Raw genomic sequence first — 23,959 nt, 5'->3', positions numbered from 1 at the left:
TTCAACGGAAGCGACCGGTTTATGTGTGCCCGATTTTCGGCACCCGAAACATCATTGAAGGGATTGCGTCATGACCCGCGACCTGAGGACCGCTCGAACCGGGGCGGTTCTCACATTCGTGCTTGCCGGCCTCATGTGTGGATCGATGACCGTGCGTATTCCAGCGCTGTCCGACAAACTCGGCCTGTCCGAGGGGTCGATCGGCGTCACCCTCCTCGTGTGGGGGCTGGGAGCGCTGGTCACCATGCAGTCGATGCGCGCTGTGATGACGCGCTTCGGCAGCCGGAGCATCCTGCGGGTCGGCGCCCCCCTCTGCGCGGCCACCCTCGCGCTGCTGGCGTTCGCGCCGACGTTCCCGTTGCTGCTGGTCGCCGCCGGACTCTTCGGCATGGCGTTCGGCGCGGTGGACATCGCGATGAACGCGCAGGGCTCGGCGGTCGAGCGCGCCTACGGTCGCCCGCTGATGAACGGCATGCACGCGGGCTGGTGCGTGGGCGCGATCTCCGCCGGTCTGCTCGGCACCGCGGCCATCGCGGCGGGACTGTCGTTCACGGCCCACCTGGCCCTGATCGCCCTGCTCGCGCTGCCCCTGCTGGTCCTCATCAGCCGCACCTACCTGCCGGACCCCGCCGTCGCCACCGGCGGCGAGGCGCGAGCCCGCCACCGGATGCCCCCGGTGGTCTACCTCCTCGGCGTGATCGCGTTCTGCGCGTTCATGGTCGAGGGTACGGTCGCCGACTGGAACGGTCTCTACCTGCGCGACGTCCTCGGCGCCCCCGAGGCGCTGGCCGCGCTGGGGTACCCGATCTTCGAGGCGGGCATGCTGCTCGGCCGGCTCACCGGCGACCGCGTCCGGGCCCGCTTCGGCGCGCGCGGCATGATCATCGCTTCCGGGCTGGCCACCGCCGCCACCTTCACCGTGGTCATCACGGCCTCGACGTTCCTGGTCGCCCTCTCCGCCATGTTCTTCGTGGGCATCGCGGTGGCGACGGTCTCCCCGATGGCCATGTCCCTGGCGGGCGGCGCGGTCGGCAACCCGGGCCCGGCCATCGCCCAGACCGGCGCGATGGGCTACGCGGGGCTGCTGCTCGGCCCGGTGATCATCGGTTTCCTCTCGGACGTGGCCACGCTCGGGACCGCACTCGGCATCGCCGTGGTGCTCGGCGTCGTGATCGCCCTGGTCGCCCGGTTCCTGCCCCGCGGCCTCAGGGACTCCGCCCCGGCCGAGACCCCCGAGCGCGAGTTCTCGATGGCCGCCTGACCCGCCCGGCGGCACACGGGACGGGACGGAGAACGGCGCCGCACACGATGTGTCCCGGTGGCCGCCTGACCCGCCCGGCGGCACACGGGACGGCAAGAAGAACGGCGCCGCACACGATGTGTGCGGCGCCGTTCTCGCTGTGCGGTTACTTGCGCTTGACGACCTCGTCGGTCAGCTGCGGGACGACCTGGTGCAGGTCGCCCACGACACCGAAGTCGGCGAGCTCGAAGATCGGCGCCTCGGGGTCCTTGTTGATCGCGATGATCGTCTTGGCGGTCTGCATGCCGGCCCGGTGCTGGATGGCGCCGGAGATGCCCGCCGCGATGTAGAGCTGCGGCGAGACGGTCTTGCCGGTCTGGCCGACCTGGAACTGGTGCGGGTACCAGCCGGCGTCGGTGGCGGCGCGGGAGGCGCCGACGGCCGCGCCGAGCGAGTCGGCCAGCTTCTCGATGATGGAGAAGTTCTCCGCCGAGCCCACGCCGCGGCCACCGGAGACCACGATGGCGGCCTCGGTGAGCTCGGGACGGGCGCCCTTCTCCTCCTTGACGCGGTCGACGACCCTGGCGCCCTTGGCGGCGGCGGAGACGGTCACGGAGACCTGCTCCTCGGCACCGGCGCCCGCGGCCGCCTCGACCGGCGTCGAGTTGGGGCGGACCGCGACGATCGGGGTGCCCTTGGTCACGCGCGACTGGACGTTGACACCGCCACCGAAGATCGACTGGTCGGCCACCAGGCCGTCCTGGAGGCCCACGACGTCGGTGAGCACACCCGAATCGATCTTGATGGCCAGCCGGCCGGCGATCTCCTTCGCCTCGGCCGTCGCGGCGACGAGCACCGCGGCGGGGGACTTCTCGGAGACGAGCTGGGCCAGCAGCTCCGCCTTGGGGGCGACGACGTAGTCGCTGATGTCGGCGGAGTCGGCCAGGTAGATCTTCTCCGCGCCGTACTCGGCCAGCCTGGCCTTGGCGTCGGGGGAGTATCCGGGGCCCGCCCACACCGCCGACGGCGTGCCCAGCTTCCGGGCGAGCGTCAGCAGCTCCAGCGTGACCTTCTTGACCTGACCTTCGACGTGCTCGACCAGAACGAGAATCTCAGACATATCAGCTAACCCCCGTTCTCAGACGAACTTCTTCGACGCGAGGAAGTCGGCGGTCTTCACGCCGCCGTCGCCCTCGTCCTTGACGACCGTGCCGGCCGCGCGCGGCGGGGCGGCGGCGAAGTCGGCGACCTCGCTCCAGGAGTTGGCCAGGCCGACCTGGGAGGCGTCGATCTCGGCGTCGGCGACGCCGAGCTTCTCGACCGGCTTCTTCTTGGCGGCCATGATGCCCTTGAAGGACGGGTAGCGCGGCTCGTTGATCTTCTCGACCACGGAGATGACGGCGGGCAGCGAGGCCTCGACCCTGTCGTATCCGTAGTCGGTGACGCGCTCGATCGCGATGGACCCGCCGTTCACCTCGACCTTCTTGGCGAAGGTGAGCTGCGGCACGTCCAGGCGCTCGGCCAGCATCGCGGCGAGCACGCCGGTGCGGGCGTCGGTCGACTCGGAGCCGAGCACGACCAGATCGAAGCCGATCTTCCTGAGCGTCTGCGCCAGGGCGTAGGAGGTGCCCAGCGCGTCCGAGCCGTGCAGCGCGTCGTCCACCAGGTGGACCGCCTTGTCTGCGCCCATCGCCAGGGCCTTGCGGATGGTGTCGCCGGCCTTGTCGGGGCCCATGGTGAGGACGGTCACCTCACCGCCGTGGGCCTCCTTCAGGAGCAGCGCCTCTTCGACCGCGTATTCACACAGTTCGTTGATGACGCCGTCGGCGGCATCACGGTCGAGCGTCTTGTCATCGGACCTCAGCTTGCGCTCGGTCGCCGTGTCGGGGACCTGCTTCACGCAGACGACGATGTTCATGGCCGGTGGCCGACCTCCCGTGTTCGCGTGCGCCACCGCGTCGCTGCGGTTGGCGCCGGATGCTCGGTACGCGCACGCGGGGCACGTGCGCGTGATGCCAAGACTGCCAGGTGCCCGAGGGCGGTGTGACAGCGGGTGGCCCGGTCGGGACGTGCCCGCCCTGGCCCTCCGACATCATGTTACCCATCGGTAGCTTAGGTGCAAACCACCAGGTTGCACAGCTCGCGCCGGACAACCGCCCGCCCGCCCGATCGGTCACCCCTCCACCATACCGAACTATGTTCCAGAATTTGCGCGCGGGACCCCGGGCCGCCGGAGCCCCGGACGCCTCAGCTGGCCATCAGGATCGCGACCAGGACGAAGACGACGGTCCCCAGGGCCAGCGCGAGGGTGAGCGTGCTGAAGAACGTGCCGAGGACGGCCCACAGCGCGATGGCGCCGGCGGCGCCGGCCAGATCGACGACCATGCGCGCGCGGTCCCGGCGGCCGAACAGGGCGATCCCCCCGTCGACGAGCATCACCAGGCCGTAGGAGGTGAGAAGGAGCAGCGACACCTCGGGGAGCGGCTCCCTGGCCGTCGCCGCCGCCAGGGACACGAGCAGGCCGGTGCCGACGATCCAGCGGCGGTGCAGGACCGTCCGGCGGCGCTCGCGGGCCTCCTCCGCCGAGAGCCTGCCGGGCGGCGGGCGGCGTCCCGGACGCCACTGCCGGGTGGTGAGCTCCTGCACGGAGCTCCCCGCCGCCCCCGCCTCGCGCGGGACGGCGTCCTGCAGATGGGTGGCCTCCTGGTCCCGGACGGCGTCCTGCAGGTGGGTGGCCTCCTGGTCCCGGACGGCCCTCCGCCCACCGACGGCGGCGGCGGGGCGCGCCCTCGGGAACGCCGCGTGGACGGCCGGACCGGCGGCGCCCAGCCGGTCCAGGAGCTCGGCGGCGGACGGCCGGGCGGCCGGATCCCGCCGCAGGCACTCCTGGAGCAGCGGCTCCAGCCAGCCGGGCACGCCCTCCAGGTCGGGGGCGTGGTGGACCACACGGTAGCCGACCGCCGAGGGCGGGCCCGTGCCGTACGGATGCCGCCCGGTGGCCGCGTAGGCGAGCGTGGCGCCGAGGGAGAACATGTCGGCCTCCGCGCCCGAGCCCGCGCCCTCCAGCACCTCGGGCGCCAGGTAGCCGGGGGTGCCGAGGACCGCGCCGGACACGGTGACCGAGGCGGAGTCGAGCGCGCAGGCGATGCCGAAGTCGATCACGACCGGCTCGCCGTCGGTCAGTATCACGTTGGCGGGCTTCAGGTCGCGGTGGACGACCCCGGCGGCGTGGACGGCGGCCAGGGCCTCGGCCAGGCCGCGCGCCAGCCGTACGAGATCGTCGCCCCCGACCGGCCCGTCGCCGGCGACCACCGCGCTGAGCGGGCGGCCCTGCACGTAACGGGTGACCAGGTAGGGGCGGGCGCCCTCCAGCGAGGCGTCCAGGACCTCGGCGACGTACGGCCCCTGGACCCGCCGCATGGTCTCCACCTCGCGGGCCAGCCGGGCGAGGGCGGTGCGGTCGGCCGCGACGTGCGGGTGCAGGATCTTGACGGCCACCGTGCGCCCCTCGGGATCCAGCGCGAGATGGACCTCGCCGAAACCTCCCGCACCGAGCGTCGACAACAGGTGGTACGGGCCCAGGCGCTCACCGTCCGGCGCTCCCATGCGACTCCCTCCGGCGTGTCCCCTTCATCGTGCACCAGAGGGGCCGATCGCGCACGGGATCATTTTCCGAAGGTGAGGAACCCCAGCCCCAGGCTCTTCATCAGATCCTTGACCAGACCGCCGATGAGGTCGAGCACGCCCATCTTGCCGTTCTCCACCTGGGTCTGCCACTCCCTCTTCAGCGCATCCATCACATCGGTGGGCTGGTCCCACGGCGCGAACGACGGGGCCATCCCCAGCGCCGCCATCACCGAGAAGAACGCCAGCGTGCCCAGGACGATGGTGGTCACCATGGCCGCCCCGGGGCTGCGGATCACGCCGGTCAGCGCGCGGGAGACGGCCTTGCGCGGCTTGCCTCCGCCAGGCAGCACGAACAGCCCGGCCACGAACGCGCCCGCCGCGTAGGCGGCGGCCGGATCGGTCTTCATCTGCCCGATGTAGACCAGCACGCCCCACACGCACATGCCGAACATGGCGGCCAGCGGGGCCGTGACCACCGTCGCGAGCACCGCCTTGATCAACGCCCAGGGGGTGCCGAGCACGGCGAGCAGCGGGTCGGTGGCGCTGTTGCCCCGGACCGAGCGGCGCTCGGCGAGGTCCCCGAAGAGATACTCGCCGACCCGCAGGCAGAGCACCGCGACCAGCGCGAACGCGCTCACCATGACCGGCAGCACGCAGGCCAGCGCGACGAGGATCGTCAGCAGCAGCACCGCGGCCAGCGGGTGACCGGTGCGGTAGCGCGGACGGTCCTGCGGCGGGGTGTGCGGCCGGGGCTGGACGGCCGGCGGGGCGTACGGCTGCGCCGGACCGGTCGGCGGCGGCGCCGGGTAGCCGGCGACCCGCTGGTCGGCGTAGGGCGGCGGGGCCGACCTCGGCCGCTGCTCCGGGGACGGAGCCGGCACGTAGGGCGGCGGGGTCGCCGGGACGTACGGGGGCGGAGCCGTCCCCGACGGGCGGGTCGGCTCGCCGCGCGGCCTGCGCTCGCGCCGCTCCGGCTTGGCGTACTCCACCGGCGTCAGCAGGTCGGAGTAGCTCCCGTCCTGCGGCAGCGCCCGGGTGCCGTTCGGCGGGGACTGCGTGGTGGAGGACGGAGGCTGGGTCTGGCCGTCCAGGACCCGGGTGCCGTCGGTATTGAGCACCTTCGTGCCGTCGGAGTTGAGCACCCTGGTGCCGCCGTCGATGACGGCGGTGGCGGGCGGCGTCTCCTCGAAGACCGTCACCGAGGGGTCGAGGGCCCGCGCCATCCGGTGGAGCGCCTGCGCGCTCGGCCGGACGGAGGGGTCCACCGCCAGGGCCTGGCGGAGCCAGCCGCGCAGCCAGACCGGGGCCAGGTCGATGTTGGCCCGGCCCTCCATGATGTTGAAACAGACGATCTCGAAGCTGCCCGTGCCGAACGGCGGCTTGCCGGTCGCCCCGAAGAAGACCGTCGAGGCCAGCGCGTGCACGTCGGCCGCCTGGGTGATCTCGGTGTCCCGGATGATCTCCGGGGCGAGGTAGCCGGGCGTGCCGACGAACATGCCGGTCTGGGTCAGCCGGGTGGCGTTGACCAGGTGCGCGATGCCGAAGTCGATGACCAGCGGCTCGCCGTTGACGATCATCACGTTGGACGGCTTGAAGTCGCGATGGATGACGTCGGCGGCGTGGATCGCCACGAGCGCCGCGCACATGCCCTGGGCGAGCCTGACCACCTCGGCGGGCGCGAGCGGCCCGTCGGCCAGGACGGTCTCCTCCAGCGTGCGGCCCGGGGCGAAGCGGGTCACGATGTAGGGCTGCCTGCCGGTCAGCTCGGCGTCGAGGACCTCCGCGACCTGCGGGCTGCGCACCCGCCGCATGGTCTCCACCTCGCGGGTGAGCCGGTCGCGGGCCTTGAGGTCGGCGGCGACGTGCGGGTGCAGGACCTTGACGGCCACCTCCCGCCCGTCCTCGTCGAGCCCCAGGTGGACGACCCCCATGCCGCCTTCGCCGATCTTTCTGAGCAGACGGTACGGTCCCAGTCGCTCAGGCGCCTGCGTGTCCCCCGTCATCGCGCCGCCTTTCGTAGATCCGTCAGTTCCGTCACCACCGTCCCGACATCGACCGGCGCCCACCGCGCCTGTCGTGCCCCGTCCCCCACGGTGCCGATCGCGATAAGAATCATGAGGGCGGCCAACGCGCCGAGCATCGAGGCCACGATCATGGCCGCGCTGCGCGAAGGCAGCATTGATGCCAGGGTACGTCGCATCTGGCGTCCGGGGCCCTCCACCCCGGGGCCCGCGCAGACCGTCCAGAGCGCGACCCCCGCGCCCCAGCTCAGCGCGTTGGCCGGGGACATCTTCGTGGCGACCACGGTGAGCAGCAGCGTCACCGGCAGGCCGAGGATCAGCGCGTACGGCACCAGCGCGGCGGTGATGCCCACCGACTTCAGGAGCGCGGCCGGCTGGCCGAACACCCGGAAGACGTCGGCGGCGGCCTCACCCGCCGCACGGCGGGTGTTGAGCCTGGGCTGGGCGATGTCGGCGGCCCGGAGCAGGATGGCGGCCGGGATCACCACGGCGGCGACGACGATCGGCGCGAGGACCGCCGCGACCGCCACGACGATCATGATCATCCCGCTCGCCACGCCGTACGCCTTGGAACGCTGCAACATGTGGCCCGGCCGCTGGCCGGGGTGCGGCGAAACGGGCGCCTGGGGTTGCGGCGGGTAGGAGTAGGGCGGCGGCGCGGGCTGCCGGACGTGCGGCGTCTGCTCGAACGCGGCCTGCTGCTGCGGGTACGGCTGCGGGACGTGACCCGGCTGCGCGGGGCGGCCCGGCTGCGGGGCCTGGCCGCGGATGTATTCCGCCAGGTCCTGGGGGCGGACCCGCTGGGTCGGGATGTCACCGTCGGCCACGGGTGCCGTGGCCGCCAGCCGGCCGGCGTCGGCCCCGGACCGGTCGGCCCCGGATCGGTCGGTCCCGGGCTGGTCACCGGCGGGGAAACGGTTCCGGGTGGGGATGTCCTCGGGGCTGAGCATGCCGGTGGGCAGGTCGTAGGAGGCCTGCTGGGCCGCCGCCGCCTGACGCAGCTCCTCGGCCGTCACCCGGCGGGTGGGCGACGGGTCGGGCGGCTGCTCGCCCAGCAGCGAGACGTATTCGCGCGGCTGCGCCGCCGGGGCCGGGGGCCATGGCGTGGACTGCGAGGAGAGGCCCGGACGGGAGGCAACCGGGGTCGGCACGTCGCCGGGGTCACCCGCGCGGCCCGGCACGCCGGACCCCGTGGAGAAGCCCTGGACGCCCGGCCTGGAGGGCGAGCCGTCACCGCCGAGGAACCCCTGACCGGCCGGGACGCCGGGAAAGCCCTGGCCCCCCGGCCCGCCGTGGCCGGGGTCGTCGAAGTGCGAGACCGTGGTGATCTCGTCGGGCACCCGGGACCGGCCCGCCCTGGGCAGCAGGCGCTCCACCTGCGCGGCCAGCTCGGTGGCCCTGGGCCGCCTGGCCGGGTCACGCTGGAGCGCGGCCCGCAGCACCGGCTGGAGCGGCGCCGGGACGGCGTCCACGTCCGCCTTGCCCGCGGTGATGTTGTAGAAGATCATCTCCAGCGTGCCCTTGCCGAAGGGCGGCTGGCCGGTGGCCGCGAAGACCAGCGTGCCCGCCCAGGCGTGCACGTCCACCTCGGGACCCGCCTCGTGACCCTCGATGATCTCGGGGGCGAGGTAGCCGGGCGTGCCGATGAACATGCCGGTCTGGGTGAGCCTGGTGGCGTCCACGGCCTGCGCGATGCCGAAGTCGATGAGGACGGGCTGGCCGTCCAGGATGAGGACGTTGCCCGGCTTGAGGTCGCGGTGGATGACGCCGACGGAGTGCACGGCGGCCAGCGCCGCGGCCACCCCGTGCGCGACCTTGAGCAGCGCGGGCAGCCCCATCGGACCGTCCTGCTTGATGAGCTCGTCCAGCGGCTGGCCGGGGACGTATCGGGTCACGATGTAGGGCCGGTGGCCGGTCACGTCGGCGTCGAGGACCTCGGCGATGTGCTCGCTGCGCACCCGCCGCATGGTCTCCACCTCCCGCGAGAGCCGGCGCCGCGCGACGTCGTCGCCCGCCACCTCCGCTCGCAGGACCTTCACCGCCACCTGCCGCCCCTGAGGGTCGACGGCGAGGTGGACCACGCCCATGCCGCCCTCACCGAGCCGCCGGAGCAGTCGGTAGGGGCCCAGTCGGTCGTCCTGATTCATGGCATGAAGAACCATACCGGCTTAAACACCGCCCATGAGATGAACCATCAGGCCATATTCTCCGTTTGAACAACGTCTGCCAGGCTTCAACGGTTTCCCAAACCCCGGTAACACTCAATCTCTTTTCGGCGTCAGTTCGCCAGGCGGAGGACCTCCGCGGTTTTCAGGTCCGCGAGCACCGCGCCCGGCAGCGCCAGCTTGGAGTGCCGGACGCCACTGCCGATCACGACGCCCGGATGGGCCGCCACGGCCTCGTCCACCAGCACCGGCCATTCCTCGGGCAGCCCCAGCGGGGTGATCCCGCCCAATGTCCCGATCGCCATCGTCGTCTCCTCCGTATCACTCGCCCCTGAGACTTTACGGCCGCGCGGCGGGCTCAGGACGTCGTCTGCAGAACCCGCCTGTGCAGCTCGGTGACGGCCTTCCTGGCCGACTCCATGGCCCCGGCCTGCCAGGCGATCAGGTGGGTGAGCCAGTCGCCCGCGAAGTAGACCCGGCCGGCCGGACGCTGCAGGAGGGCGAAGGCGCCCTGGTGGGAGGGCCAGTAGACCCAGGCGCCCTCGATGTGCGGCTGGCGCTGCCAGGCGATCGAAACGCTGGAACGGAGCTCGGCGCGGTATTTGTCGCCGTGGATCTTCTTGCCCTGGGTGAGCGCGCGGTTCCGGCGGTCCCGGTGCGGCAGCCCGCCGTACAGCTCGGCGTTGGCCTCGGTGTTGTAGTAGCCGACGACCAGGCCGCTCCTGGAGTGGTAGCCGTGGGAGGGGTACCAGATGTGGGTGATGTCCAGGTCGGTCTCGGTGATCCCGCCGTAGATGCGGTCGTCGATCTCCCACCAGCGCCTGCCGTACTCCAGGCCGATCTTGCCCGCGGCGACCGGGACGGGGGTGCGGAGCGCGGCGGTGATCGGGGCGCCCAGGTTGTGCGGGAGACGGGCGAGCAGGTGGGGCGGCAGGGTGGCGACGCAGTAGTCGGCGCGGAGCGTGCCGCCCTGGTAGGCGACCTCGACGCCGTCGGGCAGGTTCTTCACACCGGTGACCCGGGCACCCGTTCTGATCCGGTCGCGGCCGACCGCCCCGGCGAGCGCGGTCACGATCGCGTCCATGCCCCCCACCGGCTGGAACATCGGCATGGCCTGCTCGTAGCCGAAGTCCATCGTGAGCGCCCGGCCCGTGCCGGCCGAGAGCACGTCGCTCAGGGAGGGCGGCGTGCCGGCGGGGACGCCGCCGGTGACGCCGGGGTAGGTCTCGAAACCGCGGCGGGTGGAACCCCCGTAGGTCAGGTCGGGGCCGAGGTCGCCGAAGCGCCGCAGGAACTCCGCCAGCCGCTCGCGGTCGTCCTTGGTCAGCCGGCGGTTCAGCGCACCGGCGTGGGTGGCCTTGGCCAGCAGCTCGGCGACGTAGCCGTAGAGGTCCGCCCGTGCCGTGCGCGCCCGCGCCGGAGCCTTCATGCCCCCCGTGTAGACGTACGCCGACGCGTTGTTGTTGACGAACGTCTCGATGGGCACGCCCAGCTCGCGGCAGTAGTCCATGGCGACCATCCACTGCGCGATCCGGCCCGGCCCGGCGTTGAAGTAGGTCCCCTCCTCGAACTCCGCCGTCTGGGTCTCCCCGCCCGTCTCGGGCAGCCGGTCCCCGCGGCGCAGCGTGAGGTTCCTGCCCCCCACCCGGTCGGCGGCCTCCAGGACCGTGCAGTCGTATCCGGCCTTGCCCAGCTCGTAGGCGCAGGTCAGCCCGGCGACCCCGGCTCCGAGGACCACCACCTTCGCCGCGGCCCGGCCGCGCAGCGAGAAGTCGGAGGGCTGCGGGGGGACGAAGTCCTTCTCCTGGGCGTCCGGGGCCAGGCCCAGCGCCCCCATGGCCGCGAACATGGCTCCGGCGCCGCCGGCCGCGCCCACGCCGACCAGCAGCGCCCTGCGCGTCATCACTTTGGACTCACTCATGCGCGTCAGCCGTACACGCCGCTGCCGCAGGCGATCTGGCCGCCGACCATGGAGAAGATGCCCATCAGCGCCATGATCTGGGAGAAGTCGTCGGTGACGAACTCGGTGTGGCGGGGGCCCGCCGACCTGACGCCGGGGATGAGCGCGCATCCGGCGGCGATCGCGGTGGAGTTCCACTCGACGCCGAGGGTGAACGGGGGCTCGGGGGCGCACGGGCGGAAGTCCGCGACCCGGTTGAGCGCGCGGGCGGCGGCCTCCCGGATCCGGGCCTGGGCGACGGCGGGCGGCAGGAGCTCGGCGGAGAACCTGTCGACCCCCTTCTTGACCGCGACCGTCTCGACGTCGCCGAGCAGCTCGCGGGCCTCCTCGCAGACGGCCTCGTCGCCGGTCACCAGGGCCACCGGCACGCCGAGCGACCCGGCGAACGACGCCACCAGGCGGGTCTCGCCGCAGACCTCGCCGTTGAGGTAGACGTTCTGGATCTCCTTGCCCATCCAGGTGTGGTTGAGGACCCCGTGCTGGACCCCGGCCCGCGCGTGGTAGCCGGCGAAGCAGGCCGCCCGGTAGCTCCGGTCGAGTCCCTGCCCCATCCGCAGCGGCTTGCCCGGCCCCCGGATCAGCGTGGCCCGCTCGTCGAGCAGGTCGATCCTGAGGTTCTTGACCGACCCGTGCGCGTCGTTGACGCGCACGGCCTCGGCTCCGGCGTCGAAGGCGCCCTGGATGACCGCGTTGGCGTCACCGGTCATCAGCTCGCAGCCGCGTTCGTACCCCCGGCCCCCGGCGTGCATCTCCTCGGGGTCGGTCAGCCCCGTCACGCCTTCCATGTCCACCGAGACATATACCTTCACGACATCCCCCAGGTCTCGACGCGGCGTGCCTCGTCGTCGCTCATGAACCCGACCTCTCCCGCGACGAAGTCGCGGACCTGCTCGCGCCACGGCTCGGGGATCTCCTCGATCGCGGGCGGGTAGCAGCGGTCCAACCAGGCCGTCGACTCCTCGGTCGCGCCCAGGAAGCCCGCCGCCCTGCCGAAAAGCGTGTCCTCGATGCCGGGCACCCGCGCGCAGCCGTACTCGATCATCTCCTGCCCGCCGTACGGCGGGGGCTCCTGCCACTTGCGCGCGACCGGACGGCCCGGAGCGACCGTGGTGCGCAGCGGGCGGCGTTCGACGGCGGCCTGGATGAGCTCCTTGTAGAGGCACTTGCCGCAGGTGCCGCAGGGACCGTTCACCCCGCGCAGGCACCAGCGGACCTGCTCGCGCAGGTCCGACTCCAGGGCCAGGCGCATGGTGACGGCCTCGCTCACCCCGCCGACCGGGAGCACGATGTGCAGGCCCGCCGCGGCGAAGGCCCGGCCCCAGGCGCCGTGCGGGGACCACATCAGGTTGTCGGGGGTGTAGCGGAGCAGGTAGCGGTCCCCGCCCAGCCAGCGCGAACCCAGCTCGTAGCCGAAGGCCAGGCCGCCCAGGTCGAGCTCGTCGGCCAGCAGCAGCGCCCCGGCCGCCACCGCGTGGTGCTCGGGGTAGCCGGGCCGGGGCTCGGCGAGCGTGAACTCCAGATCGGAGCGGACGACGGTGAGCTCGCGGCCGGTCGCCGCGGCCAGCGAGGCCAGCACGTCGGCGCGGTAGTGGGTCCAGCGGTTGGGCACGCGCGGGTGGGAGACCCGCTGGAAGTGGACGAACGGCGCGTCGGGCAGCATCGCGGCCACCGCCGCGGAGTCGGCGCCGCCGCTGTAGGAGATCGCCAGCCTGCCGCCGGACCGCGGCGTCCCGCCGACGGGCCCCGCCTCGATCCCCCAGCCCGACTGGATCGCCGCGGCGAACTCCGGCGAGACCGGCCGGTCGAAGACGATCGCGCGCCGCGTCCACGGCGCGACGACGGTCCACGCGGCGAGGGCCCGCAGGTCGGGGTGGATGTCGTACGGCGCGCGCGGCAGCTCGACCCGGAAGGAGTTCGTGGCCAGGCGCAGGGGCTGGCCGTCGGCGCAGAACCCGGTGATCTCGTCCTCGGGGTCCAGCCGGAAGGTGAGACGCCAGACGCCGCCGTCGGCCGCCCAGGTGACCCTCACGCGGGCCCCCCGGAGGAGCGCTCCGGGCCCGGGGCGGGCGTGCCGCCGGGCAGGCGGTCTATGGCCTGCCCTGGGGAGCGGTCCGGGCCCGGAGCGGGCAGGCGGTCCACGGCCTGCCAGAGCAGCACCTCGTTCTGGAGCACCCCGTCCATCGCGACCGCGGTCTCCTGGGCCAGGCGATGGGCGTCGTCCCAGCGCCTGGCCTGGGCCTGGTCCACGCCGGCCTTGGCCACCCGCTCCCGGAGCCTGTCGATCTCGGCCCGCAGCGCGGTGACCTCCCGGCCCAGCGTCTGGACCTCCCGGAGCGTGTCCTTGATGTCCTGACGGTGATCGGCCAGGGAGACGTATCGGGAGTCGAACCACCCGCGCACCGCCCGCCGGAGCGGGGCGGGCATCAGAGCACGCTTCACCAACCGAACCATAGTCTGGCACGATACCGGCAAAGCTTGATCTACCAGGACGGTCCCACCGACATCCGGATCCCCGATTCAGGCCGATGCGGATGTCACCGGGTCGCGGGCCCGGACCGATCCGGGTGTCACCACGTCGCGGGCCCGGACCGATGCCGGTGTCACCACGTCGCGGGCCCGGACCGATGCCGGTGTCACCACGTCGCGGGCCCGGACCGGCGCTGTCATCCGCCTTCCGGGACGCGCGTCAGCGGCCGGTGAACTTCGCCTGGGACTTCTCCGCGAAGGCGCGCATGCCGATCTTGGCGTCCTCGGTGGCGAACAGGGCCGAGAACTGCAGGCGCTCGATCTCCAGGCCGCTGTTCAGGTCCACCTCCAGGCCGCGGTCGACGGCCTGCTTGGCGGCGCGCAGCGCCAGGGCCGGGCCGCCGGCGAACGTGGCGGCGTAGGCGAGCGCCTCGGTGTAGACGTCGGCGTCGGGGACGACCCGGTCGACCAGCCCGATCTGCAGCGCCTCGGCGGCCGGCACGTGACGGCCGGTGAAGATGAGGTCCTTGGCCCTGGCGGGGCCGACCAGCCGGGGCAGGCGCTGGGTGCCGCCCGCCCCGGGGATGATGCCGAGCAGGATCTCCGGCTGGCCGAGCTTGGCCGACTCACCCGCGATGCGGATGTCGGCGCACAGGGCGAGCTCGCAGCCGCCGCCCAGGGCGTAGCCGGTCACCGCGGCGATGACCGGCTTGCCGATCTCCGCGACGGCGGTGAAGCAGTCCTGCAGCACCGCGGAGTGCGCCGCCATGTCCGCATAGGACATGTCGGCCATCTCCTTGATGTCGGCGCCGGCGGCGAAGACCCGCTCCCCGCCGTAGAGGACCACGGCGTGGACACCGGGGTCGGCGTCCACCTGCCGGGCACAGGCCGCGATCTCCTCCTGCACCTGCCGGTTGAGCGCGTTCATCTTCGGCCGGTCCAGCCTGATCGTCGCGATCCCCTCGGCCGTCTCCACCCGCACGAACTCACCCATGGCCGTCCCTCCGCCGAAAATATCGTCACCCCAACATAGGGTGCCTGGACGCGAAGTTCCCGACCCTCCGGCGCAGGAATCCGTGACAGGCATCCCGCGGGGAGTGCTAGAGTGCTGATCGTTTAGGTGTTGGATTTCCGGATGAGAGGGAGGTGAGGTTTGATGACCGCGGTGAAGACCGCTGCCGTGTGCAGCGCCCGGACATTCCTCACGTCCCGGGCCCCGGTCTGACCCACTTCTTCCCCTCGCCGTAGCCGTCCGGCTTACGAGGCGGGGGTGATGTCTGCGTCTCGTCGGGGCCCCTTCCCGCAAGGTGTCTCACGTTGCCAAACCTCTTCACCGATCCATCCGACGCCGGCCTGTCCCGGTACGGATGGACGGAAACACTCGACAACTCCTTCGCCGAACACCGCGAGGCCGGCCTGGTACCGGCCCGGATCGCACGGGTGGATCGCGGCCTGTGTGACGCGGTCACCGGGTCCGGCCCGGTCCGGGCCGCCCTCACGGCGCTGTACTCGCCGGACCCGCTCCTGGCGCCCTGCACCGGTGACTGGGCCGCGCTGCGCCGGGGCCGGGAGCCGGAACTGGTGGCCCTGCTGCCGCGTCATAGCGCGATCGTGCGCTCGTCGGCGTCACGCACCTCCCACGGGCAGGTGCTGGCCGCCAACATCGACACCGTCGTCCTCGCCGTCTCACTGGCCACCGCGCTGGACGCGGCCCGGCTGGAGCGGCTGCTGGCCCTGGCGTGGGAGAGCGGCGCCAGGCCGCTGATCGTCTTGACCAAGGCGGATCTGGCCGCCGACGCCGACGCCGTGCACGCCGAAGCGAGCGAGCTGGCGCCAGGTGTGGACATCCTGGTCACCAGCGTGACCACCGGCCAGAACATCGATGTACTGACCGCGTTGCTGAGCGGAACCACGGTCCTGCTCGGATCCTCGGGCGCGGGCAAGTCCAGCCTCGGCAACGCGCTGCTCGGCGACGAGCTTCTGGCCATCGGCGAGGTACGGGCGCAGGACGGCAAGGGTCGCCACACCACCGTCCGCCGCGAACTGGTTCCCCTTCCCGGTGGCGGTGTCCTCATCGACACGCCCGGCCTGCGCGGGATCAGCCTGTACGACGCCGCCGACGGCCTGGAACAGGTCTTCGCCGAGATCGAACGCCTCGCCCGGGACTGCCGCTTCGGCGACTGCGCCCACGACACCGAACCAGGTTGCGCCGTCCAGGCCGCCATCCAGGCGGGCAAGCTGACCGAGCGCCGCCTGAACAGCTACCGCAAGCTGCAACGCGAGAACGCGTGGGCGGCCTCGCGCACCGATGCCCGGCTGCGCGGCGAACGCACCAACCAGCAGAAGGCCATCACCAGCCATCTGCGCGCGACCTACAAGTTCAGGGACCAGCAGTCATGACCGGCCACATCCCGCGCCCCCAGGCAAGCACAGAAACGGACTCGAATACCCCCATGGCCACTTCCTGGATCACCCGCCCTGAGACCGCCGCCGACCTCGCCCAGATCCGCGAGGCCAACCTCGCGGCCTTCCCCACCTCGCACGAGGCCGACCTGGTCGAGGCCCTGCGCGCCGACCGGCAGGCGTGGATCCCCAGCCTGTCCTGGGTCACCGAGGCGCCCGACGGTTCCATCGCCGGATTCGCGCTGCTCACCCGCTGCCACGTCGACGGCTCTGCGGCGCTCACCCTGGGCCCGTGCGCGGTACGGCCCGAGCACCAGCGGCGCGGCGCCGGTTCCGCCGCCATCCGCGCCGCCCTCGACGCCGCCCGTGAGCAGGGCGAGAACCTCGTGCTCGTGCTCGGCCACGCCGACTACTACCCGCGTTTCGGCTTCACCCCGGCCTCCGGCCATTCCATCCGTCCCCCCTTCGACGTCGAGGACAAGTACATGATGGCGCTCGTCCTCGACCCCGCCGTGCCCGTGCCGTCCGGCACCATCCGCTACCCGGCCGCGTTCGGAGTCTGATCCAGGACCTCCGGGGAGGAGACCGCGGCCGTCCCCGGGCCACAACCGCCTCCCCCTGGTGACAGCCGACGCTGGGGCGTCCTTTTCCGGTCGTCTGCCGGAAGAGGACGCCCCGCCGTCAACTCACCTCAGGCCCGAACCGGCGCCTGTAGGCCGACGGAGTGATGCCGGTCGCGCGACGCATGAGCGTGCGCAGATTGGCGGCGGTGCCAAGCCCGCTGCGCCGCGCGACCATGCGGAAGCAGCCGGCCCGACGGGTGACCCCAGGAGATCGATCACCCGTCCGAGCTTCGGTGACGGGCCATCAGTTGGCGGGCAGTGCCAGGCTCATGCCTCCCTCGGTGGGGTCGGCGAGACCGCTGATCACCCGGCGGTAGATCTTCTCGTACTCCTCGGTCATCACCTCGGCGTCGAAACGGCTCCGGACATGCGACCGGCAGGCACGCGGGTCGAGCGTGCCGGCCGCCTCGACGGCCTCGGGCAGCTCCTCGACATGGCTCCGGACGAACCCGGTGACCCCGTCCACGACCACCTCGGGCACGGCCCCCCGGTTGAGGGCGACCACGGGGGTGCCGCACGCCATGGCCTCGATCATGACCATGCCGAACGGCTCCTCCCAGGTGATCGGGAAGACCAGGCAGCGGGCCGCCGACAGCAGCTCGCGCTTGCGGGAGGCGTCGGCCTCGCCGACATACTCGGCGTCGGGGCCGAGCCGGGGCCTGACGTGCTCCTCGAAGTAGTCGTGCTCCATCTGCTCGGTGAGCTTGCCCGCGAGCAGGATCCGCCGCCCCGCCGCCCGAGCGGCGTCGATGGCCAGATGGGCGCCCTTGTCCTCGTTGAACCTGCCCAGCCACAGCACCCAGTCCTCCTTGTCCTCCCGAAAGGGGAAGGAGTCCGTCTCGACGGCGTTGTAGACCACTCCGGCCCAGTTCAGGTCCGGGGCGATCCGCCGCTGCGCCTCGGAGATGCCGACCATCGACACGGTGTCGTAGAGCACCCGGTAGTACTCGCCGAGCTCGCCGTCCACCTCCCCGTGACAGGTGACAAGGGTCGGCACGCTCCGCGAGGCCGCGGTCAGCGGCCCGGCCAGCGAGTGGTCGTGGACGATGTCGGCGTCGAGGCCGGAGACGATGTCATGCGCCAGGGCCGCGTGCAGCACCTCGGGCATCGACTCGCCGATCCGCGCGGAGGGCGCCGGGACGTAGGTGGGCAGGAACCGCGCGGACGTCCCGGCCCGGCCCGCCCCGATGAGGGTGACGTCGTGCCCGCGCCGGGACAGGCCGGCGACGAGCTCGGCCATCATCGACTCGATGCCCCCGTACCCGTGGGGCGGTACGTCGTACCAGGGGGGAGCGATCATCACGATGCGCATCCCGTCGCGCCATCCGGAAACGCCTGCTTCAGCAATCATGTCAACCTCACCTACGGCCGTGCGGCCTGCCTGGAACGTCCGAGCTAACCGATCAAGGGGGCAGGGGATGCGACGGCCGGGAGAGGCCGTGGTGTCAGGAGACCCGGTTGTCCGGAGACCCGGAGCTCAAGGAGACGTGGGCTTGAAGGGACGTGGGCTTCTTGAAGGGACGTGGGCTTCTTGAAGGGACATGGGCTTGAAGGGACGTGGGCTCGGGGAGACGCGGGGCTCAAGGAGACCCGGGCTTCAGCAGACGTGGGCTTCAGGAGACCTGGTGGAGGGCCGCCCTCATGGGATGACGTGGTTCGGAGTGCACGGTGATCCCCGCGGGCACCCCGGTGACGGAGACGTCGCCGTCGGCGACCTCCAGGTCGATCCGGGCCCCGGCGAGCGGGACCCCGGTGATCCGCAGGTTGTCCAGCCCGACGGGAGCCACCCAGATCTGGCCGCGCGGGACCCACGGGTCGAAGCGGAGCAGGGAGCGGACGAGCTGGATGGGGGTCGCGGCGGCCCAGGCCTGCGGGGAGCAGGAGGTGGGATAGGGCACCGGCCAGGCGAACTCGTCCCGGCCGAACCCGCAGAACAGCTCCGGCAGCCGCCAGCCGAAGATCTCGGCCGCCTCCAGCAGGCCGAACGCGATCCGCTGCGCCTCCTCCGTGAAGCCGTAGCGCATCAGACCGGCGGCGATGATGGCGTTGTCGTGCGGCCAGACCGAGCCGTTGTGGTAGCTCATCGGGTTGTAGGCGCCCATGCCGGAGGACAGGGTGCGCACGCCGTACCCGGTGAACATCTCCGGTGAGAGCAGGTGCGCGGCGACGGCGTCGGCCTTGTCCTCGTCGACGATGCCGGTCCACAGGCAGTGCCCCATGTTGGAGGCGAGGCTGTCGATGGGACGTCCCCCGGCGTCGAGGCCGATGGCGTAGTAGCCCCGTTCGGGCAGCCAGAAGCGCTCGTTGAACGCCTCCCGGATCCGCGTCGCCTGGTCGGTCCAGTGCGTCTCCAGCCCCTGGTCGCCGGCCTCGTGGGCGAAGTGGGCGCGCGCGGTGTAGGCGGCGTAGACGTATCCCTGGACCTCGGCCAGCGCGATGGGCGGCCGGGCCAGCGTGCCGTCGGCGAAGTTGACGCCGTCGAAGGAGTCCTTCCAGCCCTGGTTGAGCAGGCCGTGGTCGGTCTTGCGGCGGTAGAACAGGAACGGGTCGGCTGACCTGGTTATCCAGTCGAGGGCGTCGTCGACGTTCGGCATCAGCTCCTCGACCGCCTCCCCGTGCACGCCCCACCGGCGCAGCTCGCCCAGGAGCATCACGAACAGCGGGGTGGAATCGACCGAGCCGTAGTAGGCGCGGCCGCCGTGCGGCGGGGCGCCGGTCTGCACGCCGAAGCGGAGCTCGTGCAGGATCTTCCCGGGCTCCTCCTCGGTGAGCGGGTCGTCGATCCTGCCCTGCAGCCGGGCCAGGCGGCGGACGGTGCCGAGCGCCAGGGACTGGTCCAGCGGCAGCGCCATCCACGAGGTCAGCAGCGAGTCGCGGCCGAACAGGGTCATGAACCACGGCGCGCCCGCGGCGATGCTGGGTGGTTCGTCGGGCCGGTCGGGCTCGAACAGCCGCAGCGCCCCCAGGTCCTCCCTGGAGCGGTGCAGGACCTGGGAGAGGGGGCGGTCGGGGGTGCTGAGGCTGGGGCTGAGGCGCGCCCAGTCGGCGCGGCGTCTGGCGGGTTCGGCGTGCTCCACCGGGCGGTGGGTGGAGAACCAGGCGGGCGACTCCTCCCCCTCCAGGATCGGGTTGACCTGCAGGCTGACGGTCCATTCGCCGCGCGCGGGCACGACGACCCGGAAGATGAGCATGCCCGGGACGGCGAACGGCGCGGGCTCGCCCAACACCCGGGCGCCGCGCGAGCGGCTGGCGGAGAAGACCAGCAGCCCCGACCTGTCGGGGGTCATCTCCACGTCGGGCACGTACCGGACCCGGCCGGCCTTCACCTCGAACAGGTCGGCCACGTCCGAGCTGACGTGGATGTCGACCACGCATCCGGCCGGTTCGTCGGACAGGTTGCGCAGGGTCAGGTCCTCGCGGAGACCGCCCCCGACGTAGCGGTCCCTGATCACCAGCAGGCTGCTCTCCGCCCGCCCCGGCCGCGGCCCCGCCCGGCCGACGAACGTCGCGTGGTACGGCTCGCCCGTGAGCACCCGGAGAGCCTCCACCGGCGCGTCGTCCACCCTCAGCTCCCAGCGTGACAGCAGCCGGGTGTCGGCGTGGTAGACGCCCTGCGCCCCTCCGGGCACGATGTCGCCGCCGCGCGCGCACACGCAGAAGGACCCGCCTTCCACCAGGGTCACCGTGGTGTCGCCCAGGGCGCCGGGCTGGCCTTCGAACGTCCATCCGTTCACTGTCGTCTCCGGGCTGTCGGTCGGGTCTCGGCTCTGTAGCCATTCCCATCTCAGCGGGGAGAAGAACACCTCAGGGTGGGCGGAATGTCCATATAAATCGACAAAGCCGCTGGTCACAGCCTCGCGGCGGCGGCAGGGGTCTCACTCGGCGAAGAACAGCACCGGGCCCTCGACCGTGACGCCCACGCGGTCGCCGGGGCGGTGCGGCACGTCGCCGCGCGTACGGGCCCGGATCACGGTCCCCGGCTCCAGCGCGACCGTGATCGCGGCGTCGTGCCCGAAGAACTCCACCCGCTCGACCAGGCCGCCCACGCCCTCCCCCGGCTCGCGGAGCACGAACTGCTCGGGCCGGAGCGCGACCCGGCCCTTCCCGGCGACCCCGTTGGCCCGCTGCGGCAGGTCGCCGAGCACGCAGGAGGCGACGCCGTGGTCGGAGGTGGCGGCGAGCACCACCGCCTCCCCCACGAACGTGGCCACGCCCAGATCGCACGGGGCCGCGTAGACCGAGGCGGGGGTGCCCTCCTGGACGATCCGGCCCTCGCGCATGACCGCGACGGTGTCGGCCATGGACAGCGCCTCCTCCTGGTCGTGCGTGACGAGCACCGCGGTCGCCCCGGCCCGTTTCAGCGCCGCCCGCACCTCGTCGCGGACGCTCACCCTGAGCGAGCGGTCCAGGGCATTGAACGGCTCGTCCAGCAGGACCACCCCCGGGTGCGGGGCGAGGGCGCGGGCGAGGGCCACCCGCTGCTGCTGGCCGCCGGAGATCTGGTGCGGCATGCGGTCGCCGAACCCGGCCAGGCCGACCAGCTCCAGGCACTCCTCGACGCGTTCGGAGGATCCGCGCGGCAGCCCGAAGCCGACGTTGCGCGCCACCGACAGGTGCGGGAAGAGCGCCGCCTCCTGCGGCACGATCCCGACCTTGCGCCGCTCGGGCGGCAGCCCGGCCACCTCGCGCTCACCGATCGCCACCGACCCCGAGTCGAGGCTCTCGAAACCCGCGACGATGCGCAGCAGCGTGGTCTTGCCGCAGCCGGACGGGCCGAGCACCGCGGCGAGGTCGCCCTCCTCCACGGTCAGCGACGCGCCGCGCAGCACCCGCGTGCCGCCGAAGGCCTTGGTCACGTCCGTGACGGTCAGTCTCAAGTCGTCTCCTTGAGGGATCGGCGGCCCAGGAGGAAACCGGGGACGGCCGCCAGAAGCATGAGCAGGGCGGCGTACGGCGCGGCGGCAGCATAGGCGCCCGAGCCGGTCTCCGCCCATAGCTGGGTGGCGAGGGTCTCCATGCCTGTCGGCCGGAGCAGCAGGGTGGCGGGCAGTTCCTTCATCGCGGTGAGGAACACCAGCGCGGCCCCCGCGAGCACGCCGGGCAGGGCGAGCGGGAGGGTGACGGCGCGGACGGTCTGCAGCGGGGTACGGCCCAGCGACCGGGCGACCTCCTCCAGCACCGGCGGCGACTGGAGGACCGAGGCCCGCACCGCGCCGACCGCGGCGGGCATGAACAGCACGGCGTAGGCGACCACCAGCAGCGGGGAACGCTGGTAGACGGCCGGGACGTAGCGCACGGCGAAGAACACGAACGACAGCGCCATGACGATGCCGGGCAGCGAATGCCCCACATAGGTGGACTGCTCCAGGAAGGTCGCCGTACGGCCGCGGTAACGCGCCGCGATGATCCCGACCGGTACGGCCAGCGCCGTGGTGAGCAGCGCGCCCGCCGCCGCGACGCCCAGCGTGGCGCCCACCGCCCCGGACAGCTCCCCCAGGTCGACCCGGGCCGAGGAGCCGTTGAGCAGCCAGTAGCCGATGCCGGCCAGGGGGAAGCCGACCGCGAGCCCGGCGAGCGCGGTGGACCAGGCCAGCGCGAGCGCCCTGGTCCCGGCGCGCAGCCGGATGATCGGGGGCCTGCGCGCCGGGTTGCCCCGCATGGCGTAGGAGGCCCTGCCCCGGCTGCGGGACTCCGCCACCACGATCAGGAGTGTGATCAGCACCAGCAGCAGTCCGAGCACCGCCGCCGGGGTGCGGTTGAAGCCCGCCCGGTAGGAGGTGTAGATCTGCGTGGTGAACACGTCGAAGCGCATGATCGCCACCGCGCCGAACTCGGCGAGCACGTACATCGCGACCAGGAGCGCCCCCGCCGCGGCCGAGGGCCGTAGCCGGCGCAGGACGACGCCGGACCGGCCGCGCCCCAGGGAGAGCGCGACCTCCTCCGTCGCCGGATCCATCCTGCTGAGCGCGGCGGCCACCGGAAGGTAGACGTAGGGGTAGCTGCAGAGCGTGAGCACCAGCACCGACCCGGTGAAACCCTCCAGATCGACCGCGGCCACCCACGTGTAGGCGGCGACGTAGGACGGCACGGCGAGCGGCAGCGCGGCCAGGATGCCGAAGAGGCGGCGGCCCGGCAGGTCGCTCCTGATCACCAGCCAGGCCAGCGAGATCCCGATGGCCACGCACAGCGCGGTCACCACGGCCGCCAGTCCCAGGCTGCGCAGGGCCAGCTCCAGGGTCCTGGCCCGCAGCAGCGTCCTGGCCACGCCGTCGAGGCCGCCCTCGGCCGAGCGCACCACCAGGTAGCCCACCGGCAGCAGCGCCAGCGCCGCCGTGACGGCGGCGGGCGTCAGCAGCCCCGCGGGGATCCGGCGTACCGACATCTAGACCAGACCCACGTCTTGCAGCATGGTGATGGTCTGCTCCAGCGAGTCGAGCTTGGACAGGTCCACCTCGGGGCCCTTGAGCGAGTCGAACGGGGGCAGCCCGGGGGCGGTCGGCACGCCGGCGACGAGCGGATACTCCTTGGTGGTGTCGGCGAAGTACTTCTGGGCGTCGGCGCCGAGGAGGTAGTCCATCGCCTTCTTGGCGGCCTCGCCGTGCCCGGTGCCCTTCAGCATGCCCACGCCCGCCACGTTGACCAGTGCCCCCGGGTCGCCGCCCGGCAGGTAGGCGAGCCTGGACGGCACTCCGTTCGGCCCGTTCTCGGCCACCTTCTCGTACCAGTAGTAGTGGTTGATCAGGCCGAGCTGGAGCTTGCCGTCGTCCACGGCGTTGAGGATCTCCACGTTGTTCGGGTAGGACTTGGCGCCGTTGGCCTTCATCGCCTCAAGCCACTGCCTGGCCTTGTCCTCCCCGGCGACCACCCGCAGCGCGGTGACGAAGGACTGGAACGACGCGTTGGTCGGGGACCAGCCGACCTTGTCCTTCCACTTGGGGTCGGTCAGCTCGAAGACGCTCTTGGGCGGGGCGGCGACCGTGCGGGGGTCGTAGACGATGACGCGGGACCGGCCGGAGACCCCCACCCACGTCCCCTCCGAGCTGCGATACCTGGCCGCGACCCGGTCCAGCAGCTCCTGGGGCACCGGCGCGAGCATCTGGTGCTTGCTCAGCGCCCCGAGCGCCCCCGCGTCCTGGGAGAAGAACACGTCCGCCCGGGTGTCCGCGCCCTCTTCGAGGATCTGCGCGGCCAGCTCCGCGCTGTCGCCGTAGCGGACCTGGACGTCCAGGCCGGTGGCGGTCCTCAGCTTGTCGATCAGCGGGCCGACGAGGTTCTTGTTACGTCCCGAGTAGATCACCAGGGAGTTGTCGTCGAAGCTCTGGCCCTCACCGCCACCGCCACCACCGCCGCCGCAGGCGGACGCGAGCAGCGCCAGTGGGACGAGAGCGGCGGCGACCAGCCTACGCAGCGACATGGGAGTTCTTCCTTAGTTCGGTATCCGGTACTTCGGTGTC

General features: G+C 72.3%; 19 protein-coding genes. 3 read left to right on the top strand and 16 right to left on the bottom strand.

Features of this window, described 5'->3' with window-relative positions; genetic code table 11:
• Positions 1–70: 70 nt before the first annotated feature.
• Positions 71–1,261, top strand: a complete 1,191-nt coding sequence (locus tag BM085_RS18895) for an MFS transporter (protein ID WP_093888265.1) — start codon at positions 71–73, stop codon at positions 1,259–1,261.
• A 145-nt stretch (positions 1,262–1,406) separates the two neighbouring features.
• On the opposite strand, the gene BM085_RS18890 is transcribed toward BM085_RS18895, so the two are convergent.
• The 11 genes from BM085_RS18890 to BM085_RS18840 all read right to left on the bottom strand — a co-directional run bounded on the left by BM085_RS18890 (position 1,407) and on the right by BM085_RS18840 (position 14,473).
• On the bottom strand, positions 1,407–2,360 hold the full coding sequence (locus BM085_RS18890; RefSeq protein ID WP_031160451.1) for an electron transfer flavoprotein subunit alpha/FixB family protein: 954 nt from the start codon (positions 2,358–2,360) through the stop codon (positions 1,407–1,409).
• Positions 2,361–2,378: 18 nt separating this feature from the next.
• Positions 2,379–3,158 (bottom strand): electron transfer flavoprotein subunit beta/FixA family protein, encoded by a 780-nt coding sequence (locus BM085_RS18885; RefSeq protein WP_093888264.1) that lies wholly within the window; start codon positions 3,156–3,158, stop codon positions 2,379–2,381.
• 329 nt (positions 3,159–3,487) lie between these two features.
• Entirely contained in the window at positions 3,488–4,846 is a 1,359-nt protein-coding gene (locus tag BM085_RS18880) for a serine/threonine-protein kinase (RefSeq protein ID WP_093888263.1), read from the bottom strand.
• Between the two features lie 59 nt (positions 4,847–4,905).
• On the bottom strand, positions 4,906–6,870 hold the full coding sequence (locus BM085_RS18875) for a serine/threonine-protein kinase (RefSeq protein WP_093888262.1): 1,965 nt from the start codon (positions 6,868–6,870) through the stop codon (positions 4,906–4,908).
• Positions 6,867–9,035: a serine/threonine-protein kinase gene (locus tag BM085_RS45265; RefSeq protein ID WP_093888261.1), complete on the bottom strand. Its 2,169-nt coding sequence runs from the start codon at positions 9,033–9,035 to the stop codon at positions 6,867–6,869. The genes BM085_RS18875 and BM085_RS45265 overlap by 4 nt, the downstream gene beginning before the upstream one ends.
• Before the next feature lie 131 nt (positions 9,036–9,166).
• On the bottom strand, positions 9,167–9,358 hold the full coding sequence (locus BM085_RS18865) for a YbaK/EbsC family protein (RefSeq protein WP_177245149.1): 192 nt from the start codon (positions 9,356–9,358) through the stop codon (positions 9,167–9,169).
• Positions 9,359–9,411: 53 nt separating this feature from the next.
• Entirely contained in the window at positions 9,412–10,974 is a 1,563-nt protein-coding gene (locus BM085_RS18860) for a flavin monoamine oxidase family protein (RefSeq protein ID WP_093888260.1), read from the bottom strand.
• A gap of 5 nt (positions 10,975–10,979) precedes the next feature.
• The gene (locus tag BM085_RS18855) at positions 10,980–11,822 is read right to left on the bottom strand and encodes a M55 family metallopeptidase (protein WP_093888259.1); all 843 of its coding nucleotides are present in this window, start codon (positions 11,820–11,822) and stop codon (positions 10,980–10,982) included.
• Positions 11,819–13,042 (bottom strand): DUF6395 domain-containing protein, encoded by a 1,224-nt coding sequence (locus BM085_RS18850; RefSeq protein WP_093888258.1) that lies wholly within the window; start codon positions 13,040–13,042, stop codon positions 11,819–11,821. The genes BM085_RS18855 and BM085_RS18850 overlap by 4 nt, the downstream gene beginning before the upstream one ends.
• Entirely contained in the window at positions 13,039–13,452 is a 414-nt protein-coding gene (locus BM085_RS18845) for a hypothetical protein (RefSeq protein ID WP_245789412.1), read from the bottom strand. Before BM085_RS18845 ends, BM085_RS18850 begins: the two co-directional genes overlap by 4 nt.
• 247 nt (positions 13,453–13,699) lie before the next feature.
• Positions 13,700–14,473, bottom strand: a complete 774-nt coding sequence (locus BM085_RS18840; RefSeq protein ID WP_031160468.1) for an enoyl-CoA hydratase/isomerase family protein — start codon at positions 14,471–14,473, stop codon at positions 13,700–13,702.
• Positions 14,474–14,796: 323 nt separating this feature from the next.
• On the opposite strand from BM085_RS18840, the gene rsgA reads away from it, so the two are divergent.
• Complete coding sequence (gene rsgA, locus BM085_RS18835) at positions 14,797–15,879, top strand: ribosome small subunit-dependent GTPase A (RefSeq protein ID WP_093888256.1); 1,083 nt, start codon at positions 14,797–14,799, stop codon at positions 15,877–15,879.
• 53 nt (positions 15,880–15,932) lie between these two features.
• Positions 15,933–16,445, top strand: a complete 513-nt coding sequence (locus BM085_RS18830; RefSeq protein ID WP_218158753.1) for a GNAT family N-acetyltransferase — start codon at positions 15,933–15,935, stop codon at positions 16,443–16,445.
• Positions 16,446–16,749: 304 nt separating this feature from the next.
• Here the strand turns inward: BM085_RS18830 and BM085_RS18825 are convergent, their stop codons facing one another.
• The 5 genes from BM085_RS18825 to BM085_RS18805 form a co-directional block, all read right to left on the bottom strand.
• Positions 16,750–17,856, bottom strand: a complete 1,107-nt coding sequence (locus BM085_RS18825; RefSeq protein ID WP_093888254.1) for a glycosyltransferase family 4 protein — start codon at positions 17,854–17,856, stop codon at positions 16,750–16,752.
• Between the two features lie 262 nt (positions 17,857–18,118).
• Positions 18,119–20,239, bottom strand: coding sequence for an amylo-alpha-1,6-glucosidase (locus BM085_RS18820; protein WP_093888253.1), 2,121 nt, complete (start codon positions 20,237–20,239; stop codon positions 18,119–18,121).
• A gap of 141 nt (positions 20,240–20,380) precedes the next feature.
• Positions 20,381–21,382 carry an ABC transporter ATP-binding protein gene (locus tag BM085_RS18815; RefSeq protein WP_093888252.1) on the bottom strand — a complete coding sequence of 334 codons (1,002 nt, stop codon included), beginning with the start codon at positions 21,380–21,382 and terminating at the stop codon, positions 20,381–20,383.
• Entirely contained in the window at positions 21,379–22,887 is a 1,509-nt protein-coding gene (locus tag BM085_RS18810; protein ID WP_093888251.1) for an ABC transporter permease, read from the bottom strand. Before BM085_RS18810 ends, BM085_RS18815 begins: the two co-directional genes overlap by 4 nt.
• The gene (locus BM085_RS18805) at positions 22,888–23,919 is read right to left on the bottom strand and encodes an iron ABC transporter substrate-binding protein (RefSeq protein WP_093888250.1); all 1,032 of its coding nucleotides are present in this window, start codon (positions 23,917–23,919) and stop codon (positions 22,888–22,890) included. It lies immediately after the preceding gene.
• Positions 23,920–23,959 lie beyond the last annotated feature (40 nt).

It is taken from the genome of Streptosporangium canum (assembly GCF_900113865.1).
In the GTDB taxonomy this organism is placed as follows: Bacteria; Actinomycetota; Actinomycetes; order Streptosporangiales; family Streptosporangiaceae; genus Streptosporangium; species Streptosporangium canum.
This window is presented reverse-complemented; position numbering and strand designations above follow the sequence as displayed.

Bases quoted from the DNA above. Each gene is read 5' to 3' on its own strand.
- BM085_RS18895 (WP_093888265.1), top strand. From the start codon at position 71: ATGACCCGCGACCTGAGGACCGCTCGAACCGGGGCGGTTCTCACATTC.
- BM085_RS18890 (WP_031160451.1), bottom strand. From the start codon at position 2,360: ATGTCTGAGATTCTCGTTCTGGTCGAGCACGTCGAAGGTCAGGTCAAG.
- BM085_RS18885 (WP_093888264.1), bottom strand. From the start codon at position 3,158: ATGAACATCGTCGTCTGCGTGAAGCAGGTCCCCGACACGGCGACCGAG.
- BM085_RS18880 (WP_093888263.1), bottom strand. From the start codon at position 4,846: ATGGGAGCGCCGGACGGTGAGCGCCTGGGCCCGTACCACCTGTTGTCG.
- BM085_RS18875 (WP_093888262.1), bottom strand. From the start codon at position 6,870: ATGACGGGGGACACGCAGGCGCCTGAGCGACTGGGACCGTACCGTCTG.
- BM085_RS45265 (WP_093888261.1), bottom strand. From the start codon at position 9,035: ATGAATCAGGACGACCGACTGGGCCCCTACCGACTGCTCCGGCGGCTC.
- BM085_RS18865 (WP_177245149.1), bottom strand. From the start codon at position 9,358: ATGGCGATCGGGACATTGGGCGGGATCACCCCGCTGGGGCTGCCCGAG.
- BM085_RS18860 (WP_093888260.1), bottom strand. From the start codon at position 10,974: ATGAGTGAGTCCAAAGTGATGACGCGCAGGGCGCTGCTGGTCGGCGTG.
- BM085_RS18840 (WP_031160468.1), bottom strand. From the start codon at position 14,473: ATGGGTGAGTTCGTGCGGGTGGAGACGGCCGAGGGGATCGCGACGATC.
- BM085_RS18830 (WP_218158753.1), top strand. From the start codon at position 15,933: ATGGCCACTTCCTGGATCACCCGCCCTGAGACCGCCGCCGACCTCGCC.
- BM085_RS18825 (WP_093888254.1), bottom strand. From the start codon at position 17,856: ATGATTGCTGAAGCAGGCGTTTCCGGATGGCGCGACGGGATGCGCATC.
- BM085_RS18810 (WP_093888251.1), bottom strand. From the start codon at position 22,887: ATGTCGGTACGCCGGATCCCCGCGGGGCTGCTGACGCCCGCCGCCGTC.
- BM085_RS18805 (WP_093888250.1), bottom strand. From the start codon at position 23,919: ATGTCGCTGCGTAGGCTGGTCGCCGCCGCTCTCGTCCCACTGGCGCTG.